The sequence below is a fragment of the Shewanella sp. GXUN23E genome (assembly GCF_050865035.1).
Lineage (GTDB): Bacteria > Pseudomonadota > Gammaproteobacteria > Enterobacterales > Shewanellaceae > Shewanella.
On sequence record NZ_JBOZWP010000008.1, the window covers coordinates 137,390 to 159,848 of the forward strand.

The window sequence follows — 22,459 nt, forward strand, 5'->3', positions numbered from 1 at the left end:
TTATTCATCAGTTTTGATTGTTCTTTCGATCTTCTTCACCCGCTGGAACAGTTCATCCAGCTGGCGGAAGCGCACCGTGTTCTTGCGCCAGGTGAGGTTGTCCATTGCCACGGTGGCAGAGGACAGCAATCCTGGCTGTTTCACGGAATTGGTGATATTGGTACTGCCGCTGATATGCACACCGTCGCAGATGCTCAGGTGACCGGAAATAGCACAGTTACCACCGATAATGCAGTGCTTGCCAATGGTCACGCTGCCGGCAACCACAGTACAGCCGGCGATACAGGTGTTGGCGCCGATAATATCGTTATGGGCAATCTGCACCTGGTTATCCAGAATTACACCATCATGAATTTCAGTGTGCGCCAGCGCGCCGCGGTCAATGGTGGCACCAGCGCCGATTTCAACCCGGTTACCGATACGCACGCCGCCGGTCTGAGGGATCTTCACCCACTGACCACGCTCGTTGGCATAACCAAAACCATCAGAGCCAATCACAGTACCGGCCTGGACAATACAATCCACACCCAGATGCACATCATGGTAGATGGTAACATTGGCCCATAAACGGGTGCCGCTGCCGATGATGCTGTCCTGGCCAATAACCGTGCCGGGACCAATCTGGACATTTTCACCCAGAATCACATTGGCACCAATCACCGCATTCGCCCCAACAGCGACGCCCTCGCCCAGTTTGGCCGTCGGGTCAATCTGCGCCGATGGATGTATACCCGCCGCTTCTTTTGGCGTGGTATCCAGCAGTTGTGCTACCCGGGCGAAGCCCACATAAGGGTCTTTGAGCACCAGGGCGTTGCCGTCATAGCCTTCGGCATCTTTTTCCGACAGCAATACGGCGCTGGCCTGAGTGTGCTCAAGCTGGCTGCGATATTTGCTGTTGGCTAAAAAAGTCAGCTGGCCACGTTGGGCCAGCTCCAGAGTGGAAACACTGAAAATCTCAATGCTTTCATCACCCTTAATCTGGGCGTTCAACAGCTCGCCCAGTTGCTTTAAGGTCACGCTTTTCATGCAATCAGTTGCCTTTGCTCAAGGCGTCCACTACCTGCTTGCTGATGTCAGCATCTGGCTTGACATAAACAGCAGCACCGCGCTGCAGCACGATGTCATATTTACCTTTCTGGGCCACGGAAGAGATCACTTTCTGGATTTCGCCCAGCAATTTGTTCTGCTCTTCACCCTGACGACGACGCAGATCTTCGTCCAGCGCCTTACCTTTCAGTTGCAACTCAGACTGCATGGATTCCATTTTGCGCAGCGCTTCAGTCTTCTGGGTTTCGCTCATCAGCGCGCCATCACGCTGATTCTTTTCAGCCATAGAGCGCAGCTCTTCCTGCAGCTTCTTCACGGACGCCATACGGTCACCAAACTCACGTTCCAGCTGCTTGGCGATCTGTTCACGCTGAGGCAGTTGATCAAAAACTGCCGCCATATCTACTACCGCAATCTTCTCTGCATGGGCCATCAGTGGAGCACCCAGCATTACCAGAGTCATCAGTGCGCGGTTTACCGTCTTGTTCAAAATAAGCTCCTTTATCCTTGCTTTTGGCATTGGAAACGTGCCGAGTGTATGTGTTTTAGAATGTTTTGCCAATATTGAAGGAGAAGATCTCAGTATCGTCGTCTTCGTACTCTTTAATTGGCCAGGCCAGGCTGAACACCATGGGGCCCATTGGCGACAGCCACTGTACGCTCATCCCCCAGGAGGCACGGATACGTGATGGGTCGCTGAAGTCCTGCAGCTTGTCAAACTGATCTGCCGGCAGTGTCCGGTAGGCATCATAGTCAAACTCAGTATCCCAGACGTTACCGGCATCAACGAAGAAGCTGGTACGCACTGAGTTGGTGTAGGCTTCATCCAGGAATGGCGTCGGAACAATCAACTCCACACTGGCCACCGCCATGGCGTTACCCCCGATACTGCGGCCCTGACTGACCTCAATCCGGTTAGGATCGCCCGGCAGAGAACAGCCGTTACCGCTTGGGTCTGGCGGACAAGGCTCGTTATCACGCATCACGTAGAACGAACGTGGACCAACTGTGTTGGACTTAAAGCCACGCAGCGAGGTTCCGCCCAGATAGTAGTTTTCCCAGAATGGCAGGATCTGATCATTGTCATTGAACTTGCCATAACCGTTGCCATAACCGGCCTTGGCGCGGGCCAGCATCACGAAGTTGTGACTGCGGGTCAGCGGGAAGTAGAAACTGGTGTCAAATTCGGTCTTGAAGTACTGCAAATCCGAACCAGGTACTGTCATCTTGCCGGACAAACGCTGGGACGAACCGTCAGTTGGGAAAGTGCCACGGTTCAGTGTGGAACGATACCAGCCAAGGCTCAGTTCGAAGTTATCAAAGCTCAGCTCGCTGTTGGGATCGTCACTTTCGCGATAAATATCATAGAAACGCAGCGCCTGTTCATAGGCGGAGATTTCTGAAATGGTGTTGTGGCGATAACCGATACCCGCGTTAATACGGTTGTATTCGTTAATCGGGAAACCTGTGTTGAGTGCCACACCATAGGATTTGTTCTTGTAACGCTCGAGGTTGGCCTCGTTGGCGTCGAACTCGTTCCAGTAGATGCTGCCCCCCAGACTCACACCGTCTTTGGTGAAATAGGGATCGGTATAAGACAGGTTGATATTCTTGGAGTACTTGTTGGTCGACAGGTTGATACCTGCCTGATTACCCGTCCCCAGGAAGTTACTCTGCTGCACACCAAACTGCAGGCTCAGGCCAGATTCGGTACCATAACCGACACCGGCGTTAAAGGAGCCGGATGGTTGCTCTTTGACGGTGAAGTTCACATCCACCAGGTCGTCGCTGCCGGGCACCTGTACGGTTTCAGTATCCACCGTTTCAAAGAAACCCAGTCGGTTCAAACGCGCCTTGGAGGTTTCCACCAGCGCCGAGTTCAGCCAGGAACCTTCCATCTGCCGCATCTCACGGCGCAATACTTCATCCTTGGTGACTTCGTTACCGGTCACGTTGATGTTGCGCACGTACACCCGCTTGCCTGGCTTGATGTTGATATTAAGGGTCACTTCCTTGGTGGCATCATCAATTTCCGGGTAAGTCTTCACTTCCGGATAGGCATAACCAAAGCGGCCCAGATACTTGGAATACATCTCTTCGGTGAAGGTGACATCACCGCCGTCATAGGTGGTGCCGGCTTCAATCGGCAAAATCGCCTTCATCAGCTCTTCGCGGCCCATCAGATCGCCGGTCAGATTGACTTCCTTGACCTTGTATTGATCGCCTTCATCCACGTTGATTGTGATGTACAGGCCTTTGCGATCCGGGGTCATGGCCACCTGAGTGGAGGTCACATTGAAACGGATATAACCATCGTTCTGATACGCGTTCTTGATGGTTTCCAAATCCGCCTGCAGTTTTTGTTTCTGATAGCGACGCTCGCCAAACAGATCCCACCAGGCGACATAGTCTTTCAGTTCAATCATGCCGCGCAGCTGTGCGTCACTGAACACGGTATTGCCGACGAAGTTGATCTGCTTGATCTCTGCCGCCAGACCTTCGGTGAAGTTGAATTTCAGTTCAACCCGGTTACGAGGCAGATTGATGACCTGAGCTTCCACCTTGGCGCCATATTTACCCACGCCATAATAGAAATCCTGCAGGCCCTTTTCGATGCCGGAGATCATGGTGCGATCCAGCGCTTCGCCGACCTTCACACCACTGCCATCAAGACTTTCCTGCAGCTGCTCGTCTTTGATGTCCTTGTTACCTTCAAAGGTAATAGTGCTGATGGTCGGGCGCTCTTTCACCTCAACGATCAACACACCGCCATCGCGGGACACCTTAACATCTTCAAAGTTGGTGGAGCCATACAGGCTCTTGATAGCCTGTTGCAATTTGGTTTGATCAACTGTGTCGCCGACCTTAATCGGTAAACTGAGCAGTGCAGCACCCAGTGCTACCCGCTGAAGTCCGTCTACCTGGATATCGGTGACGGTAAATGGTTCAAATCCCGCGTGGGCATTCCCTGATACTGTCGCACCGACCAATAACATCGAGGCAAAAAGTTTATTCAATCTCATAGAGCACTTCTAATTATTTGTCTGTCCTTGCTCAGAGTCGGGCAAAGTCGTTGAACAGCGCAACGCTCATCAACATCAGCAGCAGCGCTGCCCCAAATCTGAATCCAATTTCCTGAATTCTTTCAGGTACGGGTTTACCTGTTACCACTTCAACCAGGTAATACATCAAATGACCACCATCCAACACTGGCAATGGCAGCAGGTTAACTATGCCCAGATTGACACTGATCAGCGCCAAAAAGCCCAGAAAATAAACCAGACCGAATTCTGCACTGTTTCCTGCTCCCTGTGCAATGGAGATAGGACCACTCAGGTTTTTTACCGAGACTTCACCGGTAAACAACTTGCCAAACATGCTGACGCTGACATCGATTAACTTCCAGGTTTTATCCAGTGCCGCGCCAAAGGCATCTACTATGCCATACTGCATCTGCAGACGCATGTTTTCCGGCCAATTTTCCGCAACCGGGACAATGCCCATAACGCCGATAGTCTGCCCATCACGTCCCTGAGTGGCTTTGGGCGTCACATCCAGCTTGAGTTGCTCCCCCTGACGGCGAACAGTCAGCTGCATAGGCGTATCCGCAGAGGCACGAATGGTGTTGGAAAACGCATCCCAGCCGGTATAGGGCTGACCATTGACCGCCACGATCATATCGCCCTTTTTCAGGCCTCCGAGCTCAGCCGCACTGCCACCATCAACCACAGCGATTTCGGGAGTAATAGCGGGCCGATAAGGATTCAACCCCAGACTGGAGGAAGGTAACTGTTTTTCAGGGTCAAACTGCCACTGACGGGTATCCAGTTCGTAGGTGCGACTGTTGCCGGCATCCTGAACCCTATCCACAGGCGCCAAAGTGATCGCCACCGATGGATCGCCAATATGGGCCATCAGTGCCAGATTGACCTCTTCCCAGTTGCGCACCTGCTGACCGTCAATAGCCAGGATCTGCTCCGGTTTGTCGTTCAGGCGCACCACTGCTGCCGGTGAGTCAGCGCTGACACTGTCAATCACCGGCTTGATGGTGGGCACACCAATCAGATACATCACATAGAGGGCAAATATGGCGAACAGAAAATTCGCCAGGGGACCGGCAGCAACAATGGCAATGCGCTGCCACACAGATTTACGGTTGAATGCCTGATCTTTAAGCTGCTCTGGCACGTCTTCGACCCGCTCATCGAGCATTTTGACATAGCCGCCAAGCGGGATAAGTGCCACCACATATTCGGTGCCATCTTTACCCACTTTGCGCCAGATTGCCTTACCAAAGCCGATAGAGAAACGCTCGACTTTTACGCCACAGCGTCTGGCCACCCAAAAGTGACCATACTCATGGGCGGTGATCAAAATCCCCAGGGCGACGATAAATGAGCCCAGATTCCACAAAAAATCAAACATTCAAATCCTGTTTATCAACTCAACTGACGGATGAACTCCTTCGCCTTGGCGCGCGCCTCGGCATCCAGAGCCAGAATATCTTCAATACAACCAAGCTGCGTAAGCTCGACAGCATGTAAACTGTGGGTGTTTACCCGGGCAATGTCGGTAAAGCCAATGCCCCCGGCCAGAAACGCGGCTACAGCCACTTCATTGGCGGCGTTGAGCACAGTGGTGGCTTCCTGCCCCTGATGACAGGCTTCGATGGCCAGCTCAAGGCAGGGATAACGCCGGTAATCCGGCTCACAAAAGCTTAATTGTCCGACTTTGAAAAAGTCCAAAGGTTCCACACCTGACTGAATTCTCTCGGGATAAGACATACAATGAGCAATTGGCGTACGCATATCCGGATTCCCCAGCTGCGCCAGTACACTGCCATCACGGTACTGCACCATAGAGTGGATCACGCTCTGTGGATGGATCACCACCTTAAGTTGATCCTGACGGGTATTGAACAGCCAGCGGGCTTCAATAAACTCCAGCCCCTTGTTCATCATCGACGCTGAGTCCACTGAAATCTTCGGGCCCATAGACCAGTTGGGATGTTTGCAGGCCTGCGCCGGAGTCATTAGCTTAAGCTGCTCAAGCGGCGTTGTCAGGAAAGGGCCACCAGAGCCGGTCAGCAAAATGTAAGAAATGCCTTCAGCAGTCAGGTCGCAGTAACCCAGGTTTTGTTGAATAGATTCGGGCAGACACTGGAAAATGGCATTGTGCTCACTGTCCACCGGCAGGACCTGCGCGCCGGACGCCTTGGCAGCATCCATAAACAGCTGACCGGACATCACCAGGGATTCCTTGTTGGCCAGCAGAATGCGTTTGCCCGCTTTTACGGCAGCCAGCGTCGGCACCAGCCCGGCGGCACCAACAATGGCGGCCATCACACTGTCCACCTCATCGGCGGTAACCAGCTCAATCAGCGCCTGCTCGCCACTGGTCACTTTAATACCCAGCGCAGGACTCAGGGCGTCCCTGAGCGCTGCTGCAGCCGCCTCGTCCACCATGTGCACAATGGCAGGTTTGTGCTCATGACACAGGGGCAACATCTTATCGACATTGGAATGGGCAACCAGCGCATAGGCCCGGTATGCCTGCGGGTTTTGGGAAATCACACCGAGTGTGCTGGCGCCGATAGAGCCAGTCGCACCCAAAATCACCATATTTTGCATGTCAACTACATCCAGAATGCAATATAAAACAGGGTAAATACCGGCAGGGCCGCAGTCAGGCTGTCAATGCGATCAAGCACGCCGCCATGGCCAGGGAGAATATTGCCGGAGTCTTTCACATTAGCGCTGCGCTTGAACATACTTTCTGACAAGTCGCCCAGCGCCGAAGCAATCGCGGTTATCAGGGTCACACCAATGACCAGCGGCAGCTCCTGCTCAGGCGACAGATACATCACCAGCGCTACCACAACCATAGTGGTCAGCAGGCCGCCGAGTAAACCTTCCAGGGTTTTGGCCGGACTGACGTTAGGCATGAGTTTATGCTTGCCCAGGCTGCGACCGAAGAAATACGCCCCGGTGTCTGCTGCCCATACTACCAAGAACACCAGAAACACCAGGCAACCGCCATAGTAGGGATGAGCTGGAGTACTGAGACTTTTCAGTGCTATCAGCGCAGCGAAACAGGGCGCCAGCGTCAACTGACCAAACATGGACTTAAGCATGGGACTGGTTGACCAGCGTTTACTGGTTTTGGGATAGCCCATGACCAACAACAGGGATGCGAGCCACCAAATAGCACCCAGCCCAATCACCCCCTGATAGATGGGATTAAGCCCTGTGGGCGCCCAAACCGCAGACGCAGGTACCAAAATATTCAGGGCAATCAGTAAAATGCCCATGGTGAAGGTAAAGCTCCACTGAGTGATGTTGCACTCAGGTTCAATAAACTTGCCCCACTCTTTTGCCGCAATCAAAAACACCGGCACCAGGGCCCAGGCAAAGTAGCTGGCAGGCAAATAAAACACCCCACCCAGCACAAAAGGGATCAATAAAATTGCTGTTATTATTCGTTGCTTTAGCAAAAGACTTCCTCTCGAGTGGATGTTAAGAAGTACGCAGTGCGTCTATTTGAGAACCCGTCAGACCAAATCGGCGCTGACGGCTGGCAAACACAGCAACCGCCTGATGGAATGCCTGTTCGTCAAAATCAGGCCAGAGGATGTCAGTAAACACCAACTCTGCGTAGGCGGCTTGCCAGAGGATAAAATTACTGATGCGATAATCTCCGCCGGTGCGGATCATCAGATCCACCTCACCCTGCTCCCGCATACACAGGTGTTCAGATAAGGCTTCTTCGGTAAAGGCATCGGCGCTCAGCTCACCGGTTTCCACTTTGGTCGCCAGCGTGCGGGCTGCCTGCATAATGTCCCAACGCCCGCCATAATTGGCCGCGACATTAAGAATAAGATCGGTATTGTGTGCTGTTTTGGCTTCAGCAGAGCGGATCTGCTTTTGCAAACGTTCGGAGAAACGACTGGTGTCACCGATGATGTTCAGGCGTACACCATTTTTATCCAGCAGTTTGAGTTCCCGCTGCAAAACGGTGAAGAACAGTTCCATCAGCAGGGAAACTTCGGTGTCAGGACGACGCCAGTTTTCAGAGGAGAAAGCAAACAGTGTCAGGGATTTTACCCCCAGACTGCGGGCAGTGCTGACAGCACGACGAACGGCTTTCACTCCAGCGCGATGACCAAACACCCGTTGCTTGCCTTTGGCCTGCGCCCAACGGCCGTTGCCATCCATAATAATTGCGACATGATTGGGAACAGACTGCTGCAGTAGCTCCGGCAACTCAGTCGGTAATTGACACTGAGAAGCGCCGGACTCGCGGACAGAGACCAGGCCGGAATCAAGTTCCATCTTGGATGACATGTACAACAACCCTTAAAAATAAACAAACGCCGTGTAGTATACCGCTACACGGCGCTTCAACTCTAGTTACTTGCGTGATGGAATCACACTTCCATCAACTCAGCTTCTTTTGCGGCCAGAATTTCATCGATTTGCTTGATGTGTGCGTCAGTCAGCTTCTGCACGTCATCTTCACTGCGACGAACGTCATCCTCGGTACACTCTTTGGCCTTTTCCAGTGCTTTCACATCAGAGTTGGCATCACGGCGTACGTTACGGACAGCGATACGACCATTTTCAGCTTCAGCGCGAACCACTTTAACCAGATCACGACGACGCTCTTCAGTCAGCGGAGGCAGTGGAATACGGATGGTCGCACCGGCTGACATTGGGTTCAGACCCAGATCAGACATCATGATGGCCTTCTCTACGGCCTGGATCATGCTGCGGTCAAACACGTTTACTGCCAGCGTGCGGGCATCTTCTACCACGACGTTACCCACCTGGTTCAGAGGGGTCATGCTGCCGTAGTAAGAAACCTGAATGGAGTTGAGCAGGCTTGGGTGAGCACGACCGGTGCGCACTTTGCTCATTTGGCCTTTCATGGCCTCAACACATTTGCCCATGCGCTCTTTGGCGTCTTTTTGGATATCTTCAATCACGATAAATGTCCTTTTAGATGGCTTTAATCAGGGTGCCTTCCTGCTCGCCCATAATGACGCGACGCAGCGCTCCGGGCTTGTTCATATTGAAAACCAGGATAGGCATATCATGGTCGCGCGCCAGAGTAAACGCAGCAAGATCCATGACTTTCAATTCTTTTTCCAGCACTTCATTGTAACCCAGCACGTCATATTTAACGGCGTCCGGGTCTTTCATTGGGTCTGCGGAGTATACACCGTCAACCTTAGTGCCTTTAAGTACCACTTCTGACTCAATTTCAATGCCGCGCAAACAGGCAGCAGAGTCAGTCGTGAAAAATGGATTACCGGTACCGGCAGAGAAAATCACCACACGGCCCGATTTCAGCAGGCTGATGGCTTCAGCCCAGTTGTAACGGTCACACACACCGTTCAGTGGAATAGCAGACATCAGACGGGCATTCACATAAGCACGGTGCAGCGCGTCGCGCATGGCCAGACCATTCATCACGGTGGCCAACATACCCATGTGGTCACCCACTACGCGATTCATACCAGCTTTGGCCAAACCTTCACCGCGGAACAGGTTGCCACCACCTATCACTACGCCGACCTGGATGCCCAGCTCTACCAGCTCTTTAATTTCCTGAGCCATGCGGTCGAGAACTTTCGGGTCAATACCGAAGCCTTCCTCGCCCATCAGGGCTTCACCACTTAATTTCAGAAGAATGCGTCGAAATGCAGGTTTAGGATTGGTGCTCATATTTTCTAGTCCTGGTATTAAACCAACTCTGTTTACTATTCTGGTTTACCGCCCTTGGGCGGACCCGGCAGACATTTTCAGCCTCGGGTATAACAAGACCGCAGCACAGGCCGCGGTCTTGAATGCTTACAGCGTAGCGATTACTCGCCTTTGGCAGCAGCGGCAGCAGCGGCAGCGGCTTCTTGCTGAGCCTTCACTTCATCAGCGAAGTTCTCAACTTTCTTCTCGATGCCTTCACCCACTTCCAGGCGGATGAAGTTAGTAACAGTGGCGCCTTTTTCTTTCAGGATTTCGCCAACAGTCTTCTTAGGCTCCATGATGAATGGCTGACCGGTCAGAGAGACTTCACCGGTGAACTTCTTCATGCGGCCTTCAACCATCTTCTCAGCGATTTCTTTAGGCTTGCCTTCGTTCATGGCGATTTCAACCTGAACTTCACGCTCTTTGGCAACAACTTCAGCTGGTACGTCTTCTGGAGTAACGTATTCAGGCTTAGAGGCAGCTACGTGCATGGCGATGTGCTTCAGAGTGTCTTCGTCAGCTTCACCGGTCACTACTACACCGATACGATCGCCGTGGCGGTAAGTCGCCAGGTTGGCACCGTCGATGTACTCAACGCGACGAACGTTGATGTTTTCACCGATCTTGGCAACCAGTGCAACACGAGCTTCTTCGAACTGAGCTTTCAGGTCGTCGATAGACACTTTACCAGCAGCAGCAACGTCCAGCACTTCGTTGGCGAAAGCCAGGAAGTTGGAGTCTTTAGCTACGAAGTCAGTCTGACAGTTAACTTCAACCAGAGCAGCGAAACCTTCACCCTGCTTGATCAGGATGGTACCTTCAGCAGCGATGTTACCGGCTTTCTTAGCAGCCTTTGCAGCACCGCTCTTACGCATGTTTTCGATTGCCAGCTCGATGTCACCGTTGGTTTCGGTCAGAGCTTTTTTACAATCCATCATGCCAGCGCCAGTACGATCGCGCAGTTCTTTAACCAGGGCAGCAGTAATTGCCATTGTTAAGTCCTCTATAAATTAGGTTCGAAATAAATTCGATGATCTGTGTAGATGTGAAACAGGGGCCAAAAAGGCCCCTGTTAACCAATCAAAATAGCTTGGTTAATAAGGGAGATGCGATGCATCACGCCTTATTATTCGGCCTCTACGAAACCGTCTTGTTCAGCCTGAACAGCCAGATCCTGACCACGGCCAGCGTTAGCAGCGGCAGCAGCAGAAGAGGTGTACAGCTTGATAGCGCGCATTGCGTCATCGTTACCTGGAACGATGTAGTTAACACCGTCTGGAGCAGAGTTGGTATCAACTACTGCAACAACTGGGATACCCAGGTTGTTGGCTTCTTTGATAGCGATGTGTTCGTGGTCAGCACCGATTACGAACAGAACGTCAGGCAGACCGCCCATGTTCTTGATACCGCCCAGAGATTTTTCCAGCTTTTCCAGCTCGCGAGAACGCATCAGAGCTTCTTTCTTGGTCAGTTTGTCGAAAGTACCATCAACAGACTGAGTTTCCAGCTCTTTCAGACGCTTGATTGACTGACGAACGGTTTTCCAGTTAGTCAGCATACCGCCCAACCAGCGGTGATCTACATAGTACTGGTCACAAGAGATAGCGGCTTCTTTGATCGCTTCGCTTGCTGCACGCTTGGTACCAACGAACAGGATTTTACCTTTCTTGGAAGCTACGTTGCTGATGAACGCCAGCGCTTCGTTGAACATTGGAACAGTGTGCTCCAGGTTGATGATGTGTACACCGTTGCGAGCACCGAAGATGAATGGCTTCATCTTTGGGTTCCAGTAACGGGTTTGGTGACCGAAGTGTACACCGGCCTGCAGCATGTCGCGCATAGAAACTGTAGTCATTTAAAATCTACCTTAAGATTAAAGTGGGGTTAAACCTCCACGCATCCCATGCCTTCGACCCGGTTACCCAGGCACCCCGAAGTATGTGTCGATACGTGTGTGATTTAGTATTTACGTTAATTGCCATGTATAATGGCCGCCACATTTTACGTGACCTGACCGGCAAGGCCAATCGGTTTTCACCGATCTGTCCCGCATAACCGGAATTTCAGAGTCAAACATGACGGCGCGCTTTATACCATAAACCGGCTGTGAGCACAATTTTTTTACCGGTTGGCAGTGTGCCAAATTGTTCCGCCAAAGCTTAGAGAAAACCCAATGAGTATAGTCATCAAGACCGCAGAAGAAATCGAGAAAATGCGTGCCGCAGGCAAGCTGGCCGCTGAAGTACTGGAGATGATTGCCCCCCACGTGAAGGCTGGCGTCACCACCGATGAGCTGGATGCTATTTGTGCCAAATACACCCAGGAACAAGGTGCCATTTCTGCACCACTGGACTACCACGGCTTTCCCAAATCCATCTGTACATCCGTCAACGACGTAATCTGCCACGGCATTCCCGGTGACTATGTACTCAAAGACGGCGATATTCTGAATATCGACATCACGGTTATCAAAGATGGCTACCACGGTGATACCTCAAAAATGTTTCTGATTGGTGACGTTTCCCCCAAGGATCGTCGCCTGTGCCGTATCGCCCAGGAAAGTCTGTACATTGCCATTCGCAAGGTTCGTCCGGGTCTGAAACTGGGTGAAATCGGGACCAGCATTGAGAAGTTCATCAAGAACAGCAAAAGTGGTCTGGACAAATACAGCATCGTCAAGGACTACTGTGGCCACGGCATCGGCGCCACCTTCCACGAAGAGCCTCAGGTGGTGCACTACAAGAACAATGACAACACCGTCCTGCGTCCGGGCATGTGTTTTACCATTGAACCTATGATCAACGCCGGCAACTTTAAAACCAAACTTGACAAGCACGATGGTTGGACAGTCACCACTGCCGATGGCAAGAACTCTGCCCAGTGGGAACATACCCTGCTGGTGACCGACACCGGAGTGGAAGTGCTGACCCTGCGTGAAGAAGAAGATTTTCCACGCGTTATCAATCACTAAAATCAAACAACAGCCGATTTCCAGGGAACTAAATGGACACAGCCCAGGTCGCCAAGTGCGCGCTGACGGAGCAAAACCAGGATCTGCTCAGTCAGTTCCGGTCACACACACCCATTGCACAGCTGGTCGCCCAGCGCTGTCGATTCGTCGATGAATTGCTGCAATGTGCCTGGCAGGATCTGGGGCTTGGCGCCCTGCCCATCGCCCTCATCGCCGTTGGCGGATATGGCCGGGGCGAGCTGCATCCCCACTCAGACGTAGATATCCTGTTTCTGCTTGGCGAGGAATTGGATGCCACCGGAGAACAGGCGCTCAGTGCCTTTATCGCTTATTTATGGGACGCCGGACTGGAAATTGGCCACAGTGTTCGCACACTGCCGCAAACTATTGAGCAGGGCCGGGGGGATATCACCATCGCCACCAACCTGCTCGAAGCCCGACTGCTGGCCGGCAGTCCGGTGCTGTTTGATGCCCTGTACGATGCGATACGCGAGGCTGATTTCTGGCCGTCCAACGCCTTCTTCCTGGCCAAGCGGGAGGAGCAGAACGCCCGTCATGCCAAAGCCAGTGCTTTTGATCTGGAGCCCAATCTGAAAACCTGCCCGGGAGGGCTGCGGGATATTCAGACCATCGCCTGGGTGGCTATGCGCCACTTTAACGCCGCCAATCTGACCGAGCTGGAGGCCCATGGTTTCCTTAACCGGCATGAGTTGGAAGAATTGCTCGAGTGTCAGCACTTCCTGTGGGAGCTGAGATTTGCGCTGCACGTCATCGCCGGACGCGACGAAAACCGCTTGCTGTTTGATCTGCAACCCAGAGTCGCTGAGGTCATGGGCTATCAGGATGGTACTGTGCTGGCGGTGGAAGAGATGATGAAGCGCTACTATCGCACCGTGCGCCGGGTAATGGAGCTGAACAATATGCTGCTGCAATTGTTCAAGCGCGCCACGCTGGCCGACGACGAAGTGCTGACCATCAGTCCCATTGACAGTGATTTTCAGCGCCGCGGCAAATTCATTGAAGCCCTGGATAATCAGGTGTTTGATCGCCCAGAGCAAATCATCCGGCTGTTTTTACTGGTCGCCCGCAACTCCAATATTCAGGGGATCTTTGCCCCCACCCTGCGTAGTCTGCGCCGTGCCCGCCGCGCCCAGCAGCAGCCCTTGATGAATCATGAGGCCTGCCGCAGCATTTTCATGGAAATTCTGCGTCACCCCAGGGGGATTCCGGCCCTCTCCCTGATGCACAAGCATGGCGTGCTGTCGGCCTACCTGCCCTCCTGGCGTGCCATCGAAGGGCAAATGCAGTTTGATCTGTTTCACGCCTATACCGTGGATGAACATACGCACAGATTACTGCTCAATATCGAACGCTTTGCCCAGCCGGAGCAGAAAGAGGAATTCCCTTTAGGCTCGGTGCTTATCAATCAATTACCCAAAAAAGGGTTGTTGGTGCTGGCGGCCATTTTCCATGACATCGCCAAAGGCCGAGGCGGCGATCACTCCACGCTGGGCGCAGAAGATGCCCGGGCGTTTTGTAAGCTGCACGGTATGAACGATCACGATGGCCGGCTGGTTGCCTGGCTGGTGCGCCATCACCTGCTGATGTCAGTCACCGCCCAGCGACGGGACATCTCAGATCCTGAAGTTGTGGCTGAGTTCGCGGATGTGGTGCGCGATGCGGTGCATTTGAGTTATCTCTACTGTCTGACCGTCGCCGATATCTGTGCCACCAATGACCGTCTGTGGAACAGCTGGAAAGGTACCTTGCTGCGGGAGCTGTATTTTACTACCCAAAGAGTACTGGCACGGGGCAAGGAAAAGCCGGTCGACATTCGCGCCCGGGTGCGCGAACATCAGGCCAAAGCCAGAAAAGATTTGCTGCGCCGCGGGCTGAAAGAGAAAGATATTGATGCCCTGTGGGCAAGATTCAAGGCCAATTATTTCCTGCGCCATTCGCCCAACCAGATTGTCTGGCACAGTGAGGCCATTCTCAAGCACCGTACCGATGAAGCCCTGGTACTCATCTCCAAGCAAATGTCCCGCGGTGGCACGGAACTGTTCATCTACTGCCCGGATAAGCCGAAACTGTTTGCCACAGTGATGGCGGTGCTGGACAACAAAAACATCGATGTGCATGATGCCATGGTGATGAGCTCCAGAGATAGCTACGCCATGGACAGTTTTATTATTCTGGAGCAAAACGGCGAGGCAGTGTCACAACTGTCACGTATCCAGAGTATTCGCAAGGCACTGGTCAAGGCGCTGGGTTCGGACGTGGTGAAATTACCCAAGTTCCGCAAGCTGCCACGTAAGATGAAACCTTTTAAAGTTGCCACTCAGGTCAGTTTCCTGCCGGGTTCCCGGCATGATACAAGTAAGATGGAGCTGATCGCCCTGGATTCCCCAGGCTTGCTGGCCAAAGTCGGTGAGATTTTCTATCGCTGCGGCGTGGTGCTGACAGCGGCCAAAATCACCACTATCGGGGAGCGTGCAGAAGACTTTTTCATGCTGCAGACCCGGGAAGGCCAGGCACTGGATGAAACACAGCAACAACAACTGAGTGACGCGCTGGTAGAAGTGCTGTCGCTTCCAAATTAAGTTAATCAGACACCAATCGGGAGATGTCAATGGAGGCTTTACGCCAACGTATCGAGGCGGCTTTTGAAGCTCGTCAGTCTATTACCCCATCTACTGTAGAACCCAGCATCCGCGCCGACGTGGAAACCGTGATTAACATGCTGGACAGAGGCGAAGTGCGGGTCGCTGAAAAAATTGACGGTCAGTGGCATGTCCATCAATGGCTGAAGAAAGCCGTCCTGCTGTCGTTCCGTATTTTCGACAACCAGGTGATTGAAGGCGCAGAAACCAAGTACTTCGATAAAGTCCCAATGAAATTTGCAGACTACACCGAAGCGCGTTTCAAAGCAGAGCAGATCCGGGTGGTGCCACCTGCTGCGGTACGCAAAGGTTCGTTTATTGCCCCCAATACTGTACTGATGCCTTCTTATGTTAACCTGGGTGCGTACGTAGGCGAAGGCACCATGGTGGACACCTGGGCCACTGTGGGTTCCTGCGCGCAAATTGGCAAGAACGTGCACCTTTCCGGCGGTGTCGGGATCGGCGGTGTACTGGAGCCGCTGCAGGCTGGTCCAACTATCATTGAAGACAACTGCTTTATCGGTGCCCGCTCCGAAGTGGTAGAGGGCGTGATCGTAGAAGAAGGTTCAGTGATCTCCATGGGCGTGTATATCGGCCAGAGCACCCGTATTTATGACCGCGAAACCGGTGAAGTCCATTACGGTCGTGTACCTGCCGGCTCGGTAGTGGTATCCGGCACGCTGCCGTCCAAATGTGGCAAATACAACCTGTACGCCGCCATCATTGTGAAGAAAGTCGACGAAAAGACCCGCAGCAAAGTCGGTATCAACGAACTGCTGCGCATGGCAGAATAACTTCCACATGTGCGCGTGCTGGCGCATATGTTAAAGGGCCCGAAAGGGCCCTTTTATTTTATGTCTTTGTCTCAAACGACCACGCTGATTAATACCTGGGGTACCAACACAAGATAACTCACAACCCAGGCAAGCTACATGCAAGCTCAGCGCTTCTGGGCAATGGTTTTCCAGTCAAGCACCCCAAGAGCATTGCTGTCATCGTCAACAACAAGCAAAGGATGATCGAGCTCGGTCAGCATTTTTATCCCGTCATCCAGACTGGTATTGGCCGATATCGTCTGCATATCCGGTGACGCTGCCGCCAACGCCAGCTTTTCACAATTTAAACTCAAATGACGGCGCAACATGCGAACATCCCACAATCCAAGCCAGCTGTGATGTCTGAGCGCAACATAAGGCTCCCGGGTGTCATTCAGCATGGACAGGAGTTGTTCCACTTTCAATTCGTGCGTGATTTGGATACTGCAAACAGGACGCAGCAATAACTCGCTGATCAGGCTGATGCTGTGTAAGCTCTGGGCAATTTCGTCCAGGCAATGTCTGACAATATCACTGCGAAGCGATTTACCCTGCTCCTCCAGCAGCGCCTCTGTCAGAGCCTCTACTCCCAGAGCCGCCCGGTAAGGTCTGTGGCTCAACATCGAATCCGCGATATCAGCCACTGCCAGAATTTGAGCCTCTTCAAGGATTTCATTGCCTTTCAAGCCATTGGGATAACCGCTGCCATCGAGACGTTCATGATGCTGCAGTATCATCTGTTTGATTGGCCAGGGAAATGCGATATCTCCGATAATCTCCGCCCCTCTGGCCGAGTGCGTCTGCACCAGGGCATACTCCTGCTCGGTCAGCTTATCGGGTTTGGATAAGATCTGATTGGGAATAGCCAGCTTTCCAATATCATGCACCAGGGCGCCTAGGCGTAAACCTTCCAGCCGATGCGTGTCGTACCCAAGCCGCCGCCCAATGCCAACAGCCAGCTCAGCGACAGAGCGTTGATGGCTGGCAGTGTAAGCATCTTTAAGTTCAAGCGCTTCCGATACGACATGAATAAGTTGCCTGAACAACTGTTGATTTCCTGTCTCCAGTGCCGCAATCCAGGCCGCTTTTTCTGCCAGCTGAGTTTCCAGACTGGATAGTTGCCGCATGTTCCAAATAATCGTGCCGTATCGTTCCAGCAGCGCCTGATGTGTATCGGTAATGGGATCCGCACTCAAACCACCTATGATGGCGACCAGCGCGCCTTTATGCCTGATACGGGCTGTCAGCCAATGACCGTGCTGATCCCGGGCGATACGACAGTCATCCCTGAGCACAGGTGGATTGTCCAGGGCATGAGCCAACACAGGCCAGCGCGTCAGCTTGAGCCCATCTCCTTTGTGCCAGTCGGCTATTTCGGCTTGCACAGGCGGGTTTCCCAGCCAGCAGGCAGGGACTATCTCACGCAGCGGAATATTGGCCTGATGAAAAAACACCAGAGGTACTGCCAACCGGGACATCAACTGGGCAAGCAGCCGCATACATTGCTGCTCCATTTCCAGATCTTCCGGCGATGGGGACACAACCATCCGGTGTTCGTTACCCGCATCAACCGCTGGTAATTCCCCCTGTATATTAAGCAGAAAATGCAGGTATTCACCCTGGCGGCGAAAATGAAAAGTATGGGTGGCAGACCAGTATAGGGTGACGAAGTTTTCCCAGTTTTGCGGGCATACCTGTCGGAGCCGGAAATCAAGACCGGGGAAAAAGGTCAGCAGAGATTGTTGCCTCAACTGCCCAAGTGGGGTGTTAAGCATCCTTGCCAATTTGCTGCTGCATTCGACAAAATGCCATTGTGCATCCAACAAACCTTCAGCGCTTTCTGCCGGCTCAGGCGTAAGCGCAAAATTAAGCCCGGAGGCTTTCAGTACATCTTCCATGACAGACTGCTTCCAATAAGTCCATATATTACAGAAGATTAAAATAAGGCTGCGATGCTAGCAACCCTAAATGCGGACATATTGTCGGCATGCCCGCAGGTCTGTCCTCTCAGAATTTAACCCATCCGCCAAGCCAATCCAGCGCATCGGTTTCAGGCTCCATGGTTTCCATGGCGTCAATGGTCAGCATGGGAGCCAGTGATTCACCGCCCAGCTCCCGCAACAGATCGTCCACCTGGTGGCCAGCGCCACAGAAAGTGTCATAACTGGAGTCACCCAGTCCAACCACTGCATAGGGCAATCCCGGCAGATAAGGAGCCTGCTCTTTCAGCGCATAAAACCAGGGCGCGATGTCATCAGGCAGATCACCCTGTCCTGTCGTAGACGTCACTACCAGCAACCATTCATCAACTGAAGGTATAAATCCTTCTAATTCATCAGGTTGCAATAAATTAACGACAACTCCCCGGTTTTCCAGTTCATTGGCCAGCGCTTCGGCCACAGATTGCGCGCTGCCGTATACAGTCCCATAGAGCAAATTGGTACGCATCATGATATACTCCCTGTCAATTTTCCTGACCTGCTGCATGATTTCACCTCAGGGTAGTTAACCTTTGTCAGTCAGGTCAATAGCTTGCCTTCTGCAAGCCACAATTGAATCAGAGATCTGCCATGCGACATGCCAAACGTCTTACCCGTACGCGTCACCTTAAACAGATGCACAGGGTGGCTCACAACAGACGCAGTTGTTATTTCCGCTACAGGGAATATATGACGGTGCAGATCCCGCTCCCGTGCGATCTTGTGCTGCGCAGCAAATCAGACTCAGGCGAGCAGGATTGACGGATCCTTCTGCAGGATTTCCTCACGCCAGCCCAGGCCCTGAAATACATCCAGCCATTCGGCTTCCAACTCAGTTTCAATCTGCATTGCCTGGCCCGTTACCGGGTGAATGAAGCTGAGCTGTTTGGCAATCAGCCACAACCTGTTGTGGCCGAAGTGCTCACGGAAGAACCGGTTTTGTTTGCCATCGCCATGGGTGGTATCGCCAATGATTGGGTGTCGCAGATGCGCCATATGACGCCTGAGCTGATGTTTTCTGCCGGTAAGTGGCTCCAGCGCCATCAGCGCGAAACGGCTACTGGGGTAACGTCCTGAGCTAAAAGGGATCTCTGAATTGAGCAGAGGCTGGTAACGGGTGATGGCAGGTTGAGCATCCTTATCCTGCACAGCAAACTTATCAGCAATCTTATCCAGTTCCTCTTTCAGTGGATAATCCAACTCTCCAGACTCATGCATATTACCCCGTACTAACGCCAGGTAGCGTTTGCGCACCAGATGTCCGGCAAACTGCTGACACAGTTCATTTGCCATTTCACTGCTTTTTGCCAGCAGTAATACCCCGGACGTTGGCCGATCAAGACGATGAACAGGAAACACGTGGCAGCCGACAAGATCCCGGGTCATCTGCATAGCAAAGTACTTTTCTTTGCGCGCCAGATAGGTTCTGTGCACCAGTAAGCCAGCTGGTTTGTGAATGGCAACCAGATAGTCATCCTCATACAACAGTTCGATGCAAGGTGGGGGTAGTTCAGGATTCAGCAACTCATCTGGGTTCATTCAGCAAGGTATCCAGGTCGTTTAAAAGTTGAATAAGCGCAACACGCTCGGGTTGATGCTGCCAAACATGAAAAGCCATGGGCGCAATGGCGATATCGGCTGGCAGCGTATGACCTGCTTCGAGCAAAGCGTACATTCTTGGCAGAAAAATAAACTGCAGCCATTGTTCAAATGCCAATGTGTCACAGGCAAATGGCGCGGTACTGGCCAGGGCTGAAACATCAGGCGGGGTATCTGCCCACAAATCCTGTTGTCTGAGCAGCTCTTCCAGTCGACGCAGGTGCTCACGGGTGCGAAGCTCAAGCATAGCTTCCTCAAAATGAAATCAATCAGCCCGCTATCATACCACTGATGGGATTAAATCCGGCCAATCAGCAGGCCTGAGGAACCAAATCGACACCACCATCGCTGCATCAACTCCCTGAAGTGTTTATAATCCCGCTCAATTGAACATCAAACGAGAATAATATCCACCAATGGCAGAACTCACTACCCTGGGCCAATTACTGGGCGCCGCCAACAGTCAATATCAGGTTTATGATCTGGGGCGACGTGTACAACACATAGATATGATGGCATTTCATCAGATTGAAGCGCTGAATTCTCCCTATCCCTTTCCCATCCAGGGACATGCACAGTTTGCACTGGTATTCTGGAACCAACATGGCCAGGAATTTGTCTGGTTCCTCAAATTGCCTCTGGATGAGCAGGGACTCCTCAATCCGGCCGCGCGCAGCCAATTCATCAAAATGGTGCTGGAGGCCTTGGGAAAGGATCTGACACAGGCGCTGTCTGATGAGCAACAGCAACAATTGGACAATCATCCGTTTGCCTTCCGTCCCTCTCAGGAAAAACTGGCCCTATTTAATGCGCTGGTCAGAAAACAGCTGGGACAGCAAGCGTCCGGTCAATATGAATTCGCCATGCAGTATCTGAGCGGGCAGTTGCCGCCCGATCAATGGCAACAGCTGGGATTTCAGGGACTGGCAGATATTTGTGTCCGGCTTAATGATCTGGACCATCTGCAAGCAGTCAGTTATGCGCTGGAGAATGCCGCCCCACAAGCGATTGCTGCATTATGCCAATGTCTGGAACACGTGAGCATTCCAGCGGTGCTGGCTGACAAACTGTTGGCCGGACTGAAAACAGCCGATGACCAAAAGTTGTTTTATCTGCGGGCTCTGGCTTCCTGCGCTGATGCGAGCACTCAGGCCCTGCAATGGTTGGCCGGACAGCAGCAACTGAATGCCGATACACTGCTGACCATCGCAGCCCGCAACTGGACAGCATTGAAACAGGAGCAGGCTCGCACTATTTATCTAGAAGCACTGGCATTGCAGGAACAGCACTTTTTCAATCAGATATTTGCTGATATCGTCTCCATTCCTGCACTGCGCAACGAACTGTTAACGGCTATTCGCAGCCCTGAACGCAGTGTGCAATTATCTGCCGCCATTGGCGGTTTGTTCAGAGCAACCAGAACATGATGACAGATCTATTGATAATCCTGGGGCTGCTGGTCGTGGCCGCATTTTTCTGGCAATTGCGTCAGATGGCAGAGCAAAGCCGCCGATTTGCGGAAGCTGAGTGCAATAAACAAAAAGTACAACTGTTATCCGTTGCCATGGTGTCAGCACGGCCATGTTTTGGGGGGCATACCGGAATTGGCTGGAAAGCGAAGTTTCAGTTTGAGTTCAGCACAGATGGCATGAACCAGTTCCGCGCTCATATCAATATGCAGGGAAACCGGATCACCAAAATTGAATGGCCCATTTTCCCCGAGCCTGAATGGCATCAGGCACCTCAGGCCAAAGGCAGTATTGGTGGAGGTTGTAGCAGTCGCGGTGGTTGCAACTCCGGGCGTTGTCGCTGAGCGCGAACCAACAATAAGAAAAGGGCGCAACCCTCAGGTTGCGCCCTATGTCTTTTTGCCAGCCTTCCTGCTGAGATTTATGCTCCCTGCTCCATCCATGCGACTGAAAGTGCTCCTTGCTTCATCCCTGTCGTTCCTTGATTTTCCCTGTACTTGCGTACCTTCCCTGCGACCTGGTCTTCCCTATTCCAGGCATGCTGCATCCCTGAGCGTGTCCATATCGTCCCTGCCAAGACCGCCTTCATCCTGAAGGAAATCTCTCCACACATTCCCTTGCCGCCATCCGGGGCCAGTATATCCTTCCTGGATTTGCCTTCCCGTTTGGCATTGTGAGCATCCTGCTCAATCTCATTCCGTAAGATAAATGGCATCCTGCCTACAACATCCTGTTGTCTCTCACGTCCTGTGATGACTTAAGTTTACGCAAGCGGAAATTTTTTTCCCCTATGCCTTGCTGCTACAACAGCTTCGCCACAAATAACCAAGCAAGATTAAACAAGATTAATTATTTGTATATCAATAGGATAAATTAAAGGTACAGGTACCACCCTACAGATAACCCACCATTTGTCTTACATAAATGTAAGACATCTCTTACAACTTTTAGGGGGAAGCCTGAAATGACCGATATCCAAACCATTGACAAGTCAGCACCAGCCTCTTATCTCGACCATATTTTTGGCTTAGATTTGGTGCATTAATTCGGTGCTTTGCAATAACAGCCAACCAATTACAAGGTAGCAATGATATTGAACCAATCCAGTCGCTGAACTTGGCTGTCGGGCTGTCGGGCTGTCGGGCTGTCGGGCTGTCGGGCTGTCGGGCTGT

20 protein-coding genes are annotated in these 22,459 nt (G+C 52.3%); 5 read left to right on the forward strand and 15 right to left on the reverse strand.

Annotated features, from left to right (window positions below):
* From lpxD to rpsB, 11 genes are all read right to left on the reverse strand, one after another.
* Complete coding sequence (gene lpxD, locus ACRRUX_RS09690; protein ID WP_432529632.1) at positions 1 to 1,026, reverse strand: UDP-3-O-(3-hydroxymyristoyl)glucosamine N-acyltransferase; 1,026 nt, start codon at positions 1,024 to 1,026, stop codon at positions 1 to 3.
* Positions 1,027 to 1,030: 4 nt separating this feature from the next.
* On the reverse strand, positions 1,031 to 1,537 hold the full coding sequence (locus ACRRUX_RS09695) for an OmpH family outer membrane protein (RefSeq protein ID WP_432529634.1): 507 nt from the start codon (positions 1,535 to 1,537) through the stop codon (positions 1,031 to 1,033).
* Positions 1,538 to 1,592: 55 nt separating this feature from the next.
* Positions 1,593 to 4,070 carry an outer membrane protein assembly factor BamA gene (gene bamA, locus ACRRUX_RS09700; RefSeq protein WP_432529636.1) on the reverse strand — a complete coding sequence of 826 codons (2,478 nt, stop codon included), beginning with the start codon at positions 4,068 to 4,070 and terminating at the stop codon, positions 1,593 to 1,595.
* A gap of 31 nt (positions 4,071 to 4,101) precedes the next feature.
* A complete protein-coding gene (gene rseP / locus ACRRUX_RS09705) occupies positions 4,102 to 5,472 on the reverse strand; it encodes a sigma E protease regulator RseP (RefSeq protein ID WP_432529638.1) in 1,371 nt (456 codons plus the stop codon).
* Positions 5,473 to 5,486: 14 nt separating this feature from the next.
* The gene (ispC, locus tag ACRRUX_RS09710) at positions 5,487 to 6,677 is read right to left on the reverse strand and encodes a 1-deoxy-D-xylulose-5-phosphate reductoisomerase (RefSeq protein WP_432529640.1); all 1,191 of its coding nucleotides are present in this window, start codon (positions 6,675 to 6,677) and stop codon (positions 5,487 to 5,489) included.
* Positions 6,678 to 6,682: 5 nt separating this feature from the next.
* The gene (locus tag ACRRUX_RS09715; RefSeq protein WP_432529642.1) at positions 6,683 to 7,540 is read right to left on the reverse strand and encodes a phosphatidate cytidylyltransferase; all 858 of its coding nucleotides are present in this window, start codon (positions 7,538 to 7,540) and stop codon (positions 6,683 to 6,685) included.
* 22 nt (positions 7,541 to 7,562) lie between these two features.
* Entirely contained in the window at positions 7,563 to 8,390 is an 828-nt protein-coding gene (gene uppS / locus ACRRUX_RS09720) for a polyprenyl diphosphate synthase (protein ID WP_432529644.1), read from the reverse strand.
* Between the two features lie 83 nt (positions 8,391 to 8,473).
* Complete coding sequence (gene frr / locus ACRRUX_RS09725) at positions 8,474 to 8,995, reverse strand: ribosome recycling factor (RefSeq protein WP_432529684.1); 522 nt, start codon at positions 8,993 to 8,995, stop codon at positions 8,474 to 8,476.
* Between the two features lie 49 nt (positions 8,996 to 9,044).
* Positions 9,045 to 9,773, reverse strand: coding sequence for a UMP kinase (gene pyrH / locus ACRRUX_RS09730; protein ID WP_432529646.1), 729 nt, complete (start codon positions 9,771 to 9,773; stop codon positions 9,045 to 9,047).
* A gap of 140 nt (positions 9,774 to 9,913) precedes the next feature.
* Positions 9,914 to 10,786, reverse strand: coding sequence for a translation elongation factor Ts (gene tsf, locus ACRRUX_RS09735; RefSeq protein WP_432529648.1), 873 nt, complete (start codon positions 10,784 to 10,786; stop codon positions 9,914 to 9,916).
* Between the two features lie 134 nt (positions 10,787 to 10,920).
* Complete coding sequence (gene rpsB, locus ACRRUX_RS09740; protein ID WP_432529650.1) at positions 10,921 to 11,649, reverse strand: 30S ribosomal protein S2; 729 nt, start codon at positions 11,647 to 11,649, stop codon at positions 10,921 to 10,923.
* A gap of 318 nt (positions 11,650 to 11,967) precedes the next feature.
* On the opposite strand from rpsB, the gene map reads away from it, so the two are divergent.
* From map to dapD, 3 genes are read left to right on the forward strand one after another with little or no spacing between them, the layout of a single operon-like run.
* Positions 11,968 to 12,765 carry a type I methionyl aminopeptidase gene (gene map / locus ACRRUX_RS09745; RefSeq protein WP_432529652.1) on the forward strand — a complete coding sequence of 266 codons (798 nt, stop codon included), beginning with the start codon at positions 11,968 to 11,970 and terminating at the stop codon, positions 12,763 to 12,765.
* A gap of 32 nt (positions 12,766 to 12,797) precedes the next feature.
* Positions 12,798 to 15,365, forward strand: coding sequence for a bifunctional uridylyltransferase/uridylyl-removing protein GlnD (glnD, locus tag ACRRUX_RS09750; RefSeq protein ID WP_432529654.1), 2,568 nt, complete (start codon positions 12,798 to 12,800; stop codon positions 15,363 to 15,365).
* A gap of 29 nt (positions 15,366 to 15,394) precedes the next feature.
* Positions 15,395 to 16,219 carry a 2,3,4,5-tetrahydropyridine-2,6-dicarboxylate N-succinyltransferase gene (gene dapD / locus ACRRUX_RS09755; RefSeq protein ID WP_432529656.1) on the forward strand — a complete coding sequence of 275 codons (825 nt, stop codon included), beginning with the start codon at positions 15,395 to 15,397 and terminating at the stop codon, positions 16,217 to 16,219.
* 146 nt (positions 16,220 to 16,365) lie between these two features.
* On the opposite strand, the gene ACRRUX_RS09760 is transcribed toward dapD, so the two are convergent.
* The 4 genes from ACRRUX_RS09760 to ACRRUX_RS09775 form a co-directional block, all read right to left on the reverse strand.
* Entirely contained in the window at positions 16,366 to 18,138 is a 1,773-nt protein-coding gene (locus tag ACRRUX_RS09760; protein WP_432529658.1) for an HD-GYP domain-containing protein, read from the reverse strand.
* Positions 18,139 to 18,247: 109 nt separating this feature from the next.
* Complete coding sequence (locus tag ACRRUX_RS09765; RefSeq protein ID WP_432529660.1) at positions 18,248 to 18,691, reverse strand: flavodoxin; 444 nt, start codon at positions 18,689 to 18,691, stop codon at positions 18,248 to 18,250.
* A 272-nt stretch (positions 18,692 to 18,963) separates the two neighbouring features.
* Positions 18,964 to 19,758: a tRNA pseudouridine(65) synthase TruC gene (gene truC / locus ACRRUX_RS09770; protein WP_432529662.1), complete on the reverse strand. Its 795-nt coding sequence runs from the start codon at positions 19,756 to 19,758 to the stop codon at positions 18,964 to 18,966.
* On the reverse strand, positions 19,745 to 20,065 hold the full coding sequence (locus ACRRUX_RS09775) for a YqcC family protein (RefSeq protein WP_432529664.1): 321 nt from the start codon (positions 20,063 to 20,065) through the stop codon (positions 19,745 to 19,747). The genes truC and ACRRUX_RS09775 overlap by 14 nt, the downstream gene beginning before the upstream one ends.
* A 169-nt stretch (positions 20,066 to 20,234) precedes the next feature.
* Here ACRRUX_RS09775 and ACRRUX_RS09780 point away from each other — a divergent pair, with 169 nt between their 5' ends.
* Entirely contained in the window at positions 20,235 to 21,245 is a 1,011-nt protein-coding gene (locus ACRRUX_RS09780; RefSeq protein ID WP_432529666.1) for a DUF3549 family protein, read from the forward strand.
* The gene (locus ACRRUX_RS09785) at positions 21,242 to 21,631 is read left to right on the forward strand and encodes a DUF3301 domain-containing protein (RefSeq protein WP_432529668.1); all 390 of its coding nucleotides are present in this window, start codon (positions 21,242 to 21,244) and stop codon (positions 21,629 to 21,631) included. The genes ACRRUX_RS09780 and ACRRUX_RS09785 overlap by 4 nt, the downstream gene beginning before the upstream one ends.
* Positions 21,632 to 22,459: the final 828 nt, after the last annotated feature.

Coding starts and splice junctions, on each gene's coding strand:
- ACRRUX_RS09785 (WP_432529668.1), top strand. CDS start 21,242: ATGATGACAGATCTATTGATAATCCTGGGGCTGCTGGTCGTGGCCGCA.
- truC (WP_432529662.1), bottom strand. CDS start 19,758: ATGAACCCAGATGAGTTGCTGAATCCTGAACTACCCCCACCTTGCATC.
- pyrH (WP_432529646.1), bottom strand. CDS start 9,773: ATGAGCACCAATCCTAAACCTGCATTTCGACGCATTCTTCTGAAATTA.
- map (WP_432529652.1), top strand. CDS start 11,968: ATGAGTATAGTCATCAAGACCGCAGAAGAAATCGAGAAAATGCGTGCC.
- rpsB (WP_432529650.1), bottom strand. CDS start 11,649: ATGACTACAGTTTCTATGCGCGACATGCTGCAGGCCGGTGTACACTTC.
- ACRRUX_RS09780 (WP_432529666.1), top strand. CDS start 20,235: ATGGCAGAACTCACTACCCTGGGCCAATTACTGGGCGCCGCCAACAGT.
- frr (WP_432529684.1), bottom strand. CDS start 8,995: ATGGGCAAATGTGTTGAGGCCATGAAAGGCCAAATGAGCAAAGTGCGC.
- uppS (WP_432529644.1), bottom strand. CDS start 8,390: ATGTCATCCAAGATGGAACTTGATTCCGGCCTGGTCTCTGTCCGCGAG.
- glnD (WP_432529654.1), top strand. CDS start 12,798: ATGGACACAGCCCAGGTCGCCAAGTGCGCGCTGACGGAGCAAAACCAG.
- ACRRUX_RS09760 (WP_432529658.1), bottom strand. CDS start 18,138: ATGGAAGATGTACTGAAAGCCTCCGGGCTTAATTTTGCGCTTACGCCT.
- bamA (WP_432529636.1), bottom strand. CDS start 4,070: ATGAGATTGAATAAACTTTTTGCCTCGATGTTATTGGTCGGTGCGACA.
- dapD (WP_432529656.1), top strand. CDS start 15,395: ATGGAGGCTTTACGCCAACGTATCGAGGCGGCTTTTGAAGCTCGTCAG.
- rseP (WP_432529638.1), bottom strand. CDS start 5,472: ATGTTTGATTTTTTGTGGAATCTGGGCTCATTTATCGTCGCCCTGGGG.
- ACRRUX_RS09765 (WP_432529660.1), bottom strand. CDS start 18,691: ATGATGCGTACCAATTTGCTCTATGGGACTGTATACGGCAGCGCGCAA.
- tsf (WP_432529648.1), bottom strand. CDS start 10,786: ATGGCAATTACTGCTGCCCTGGTTAAAGAACTGCGCGATCGTACTGGC.
- lpxD (WP_432529632.1), bottom strand. CDS start 1,026: ATGAAAAGCGTGACCTTAAAGCAACTGGGCGAGCTGTTGAACGCCCAG.
- ACRRUX_RS09775 (WP_432529664.1), bottom strand. CDS start 20,065: ATGCTTGAGCTTCGCACCCGTGAGCACCTGCGTCGACTGGAAGAGCTG.
- ispC (WP_432529640.1), bottom strand. CDS start 6,677: ATGCAAAATATGGTGATTTTGGGTGCGACTGGCTCTATCGGCGCCAGC.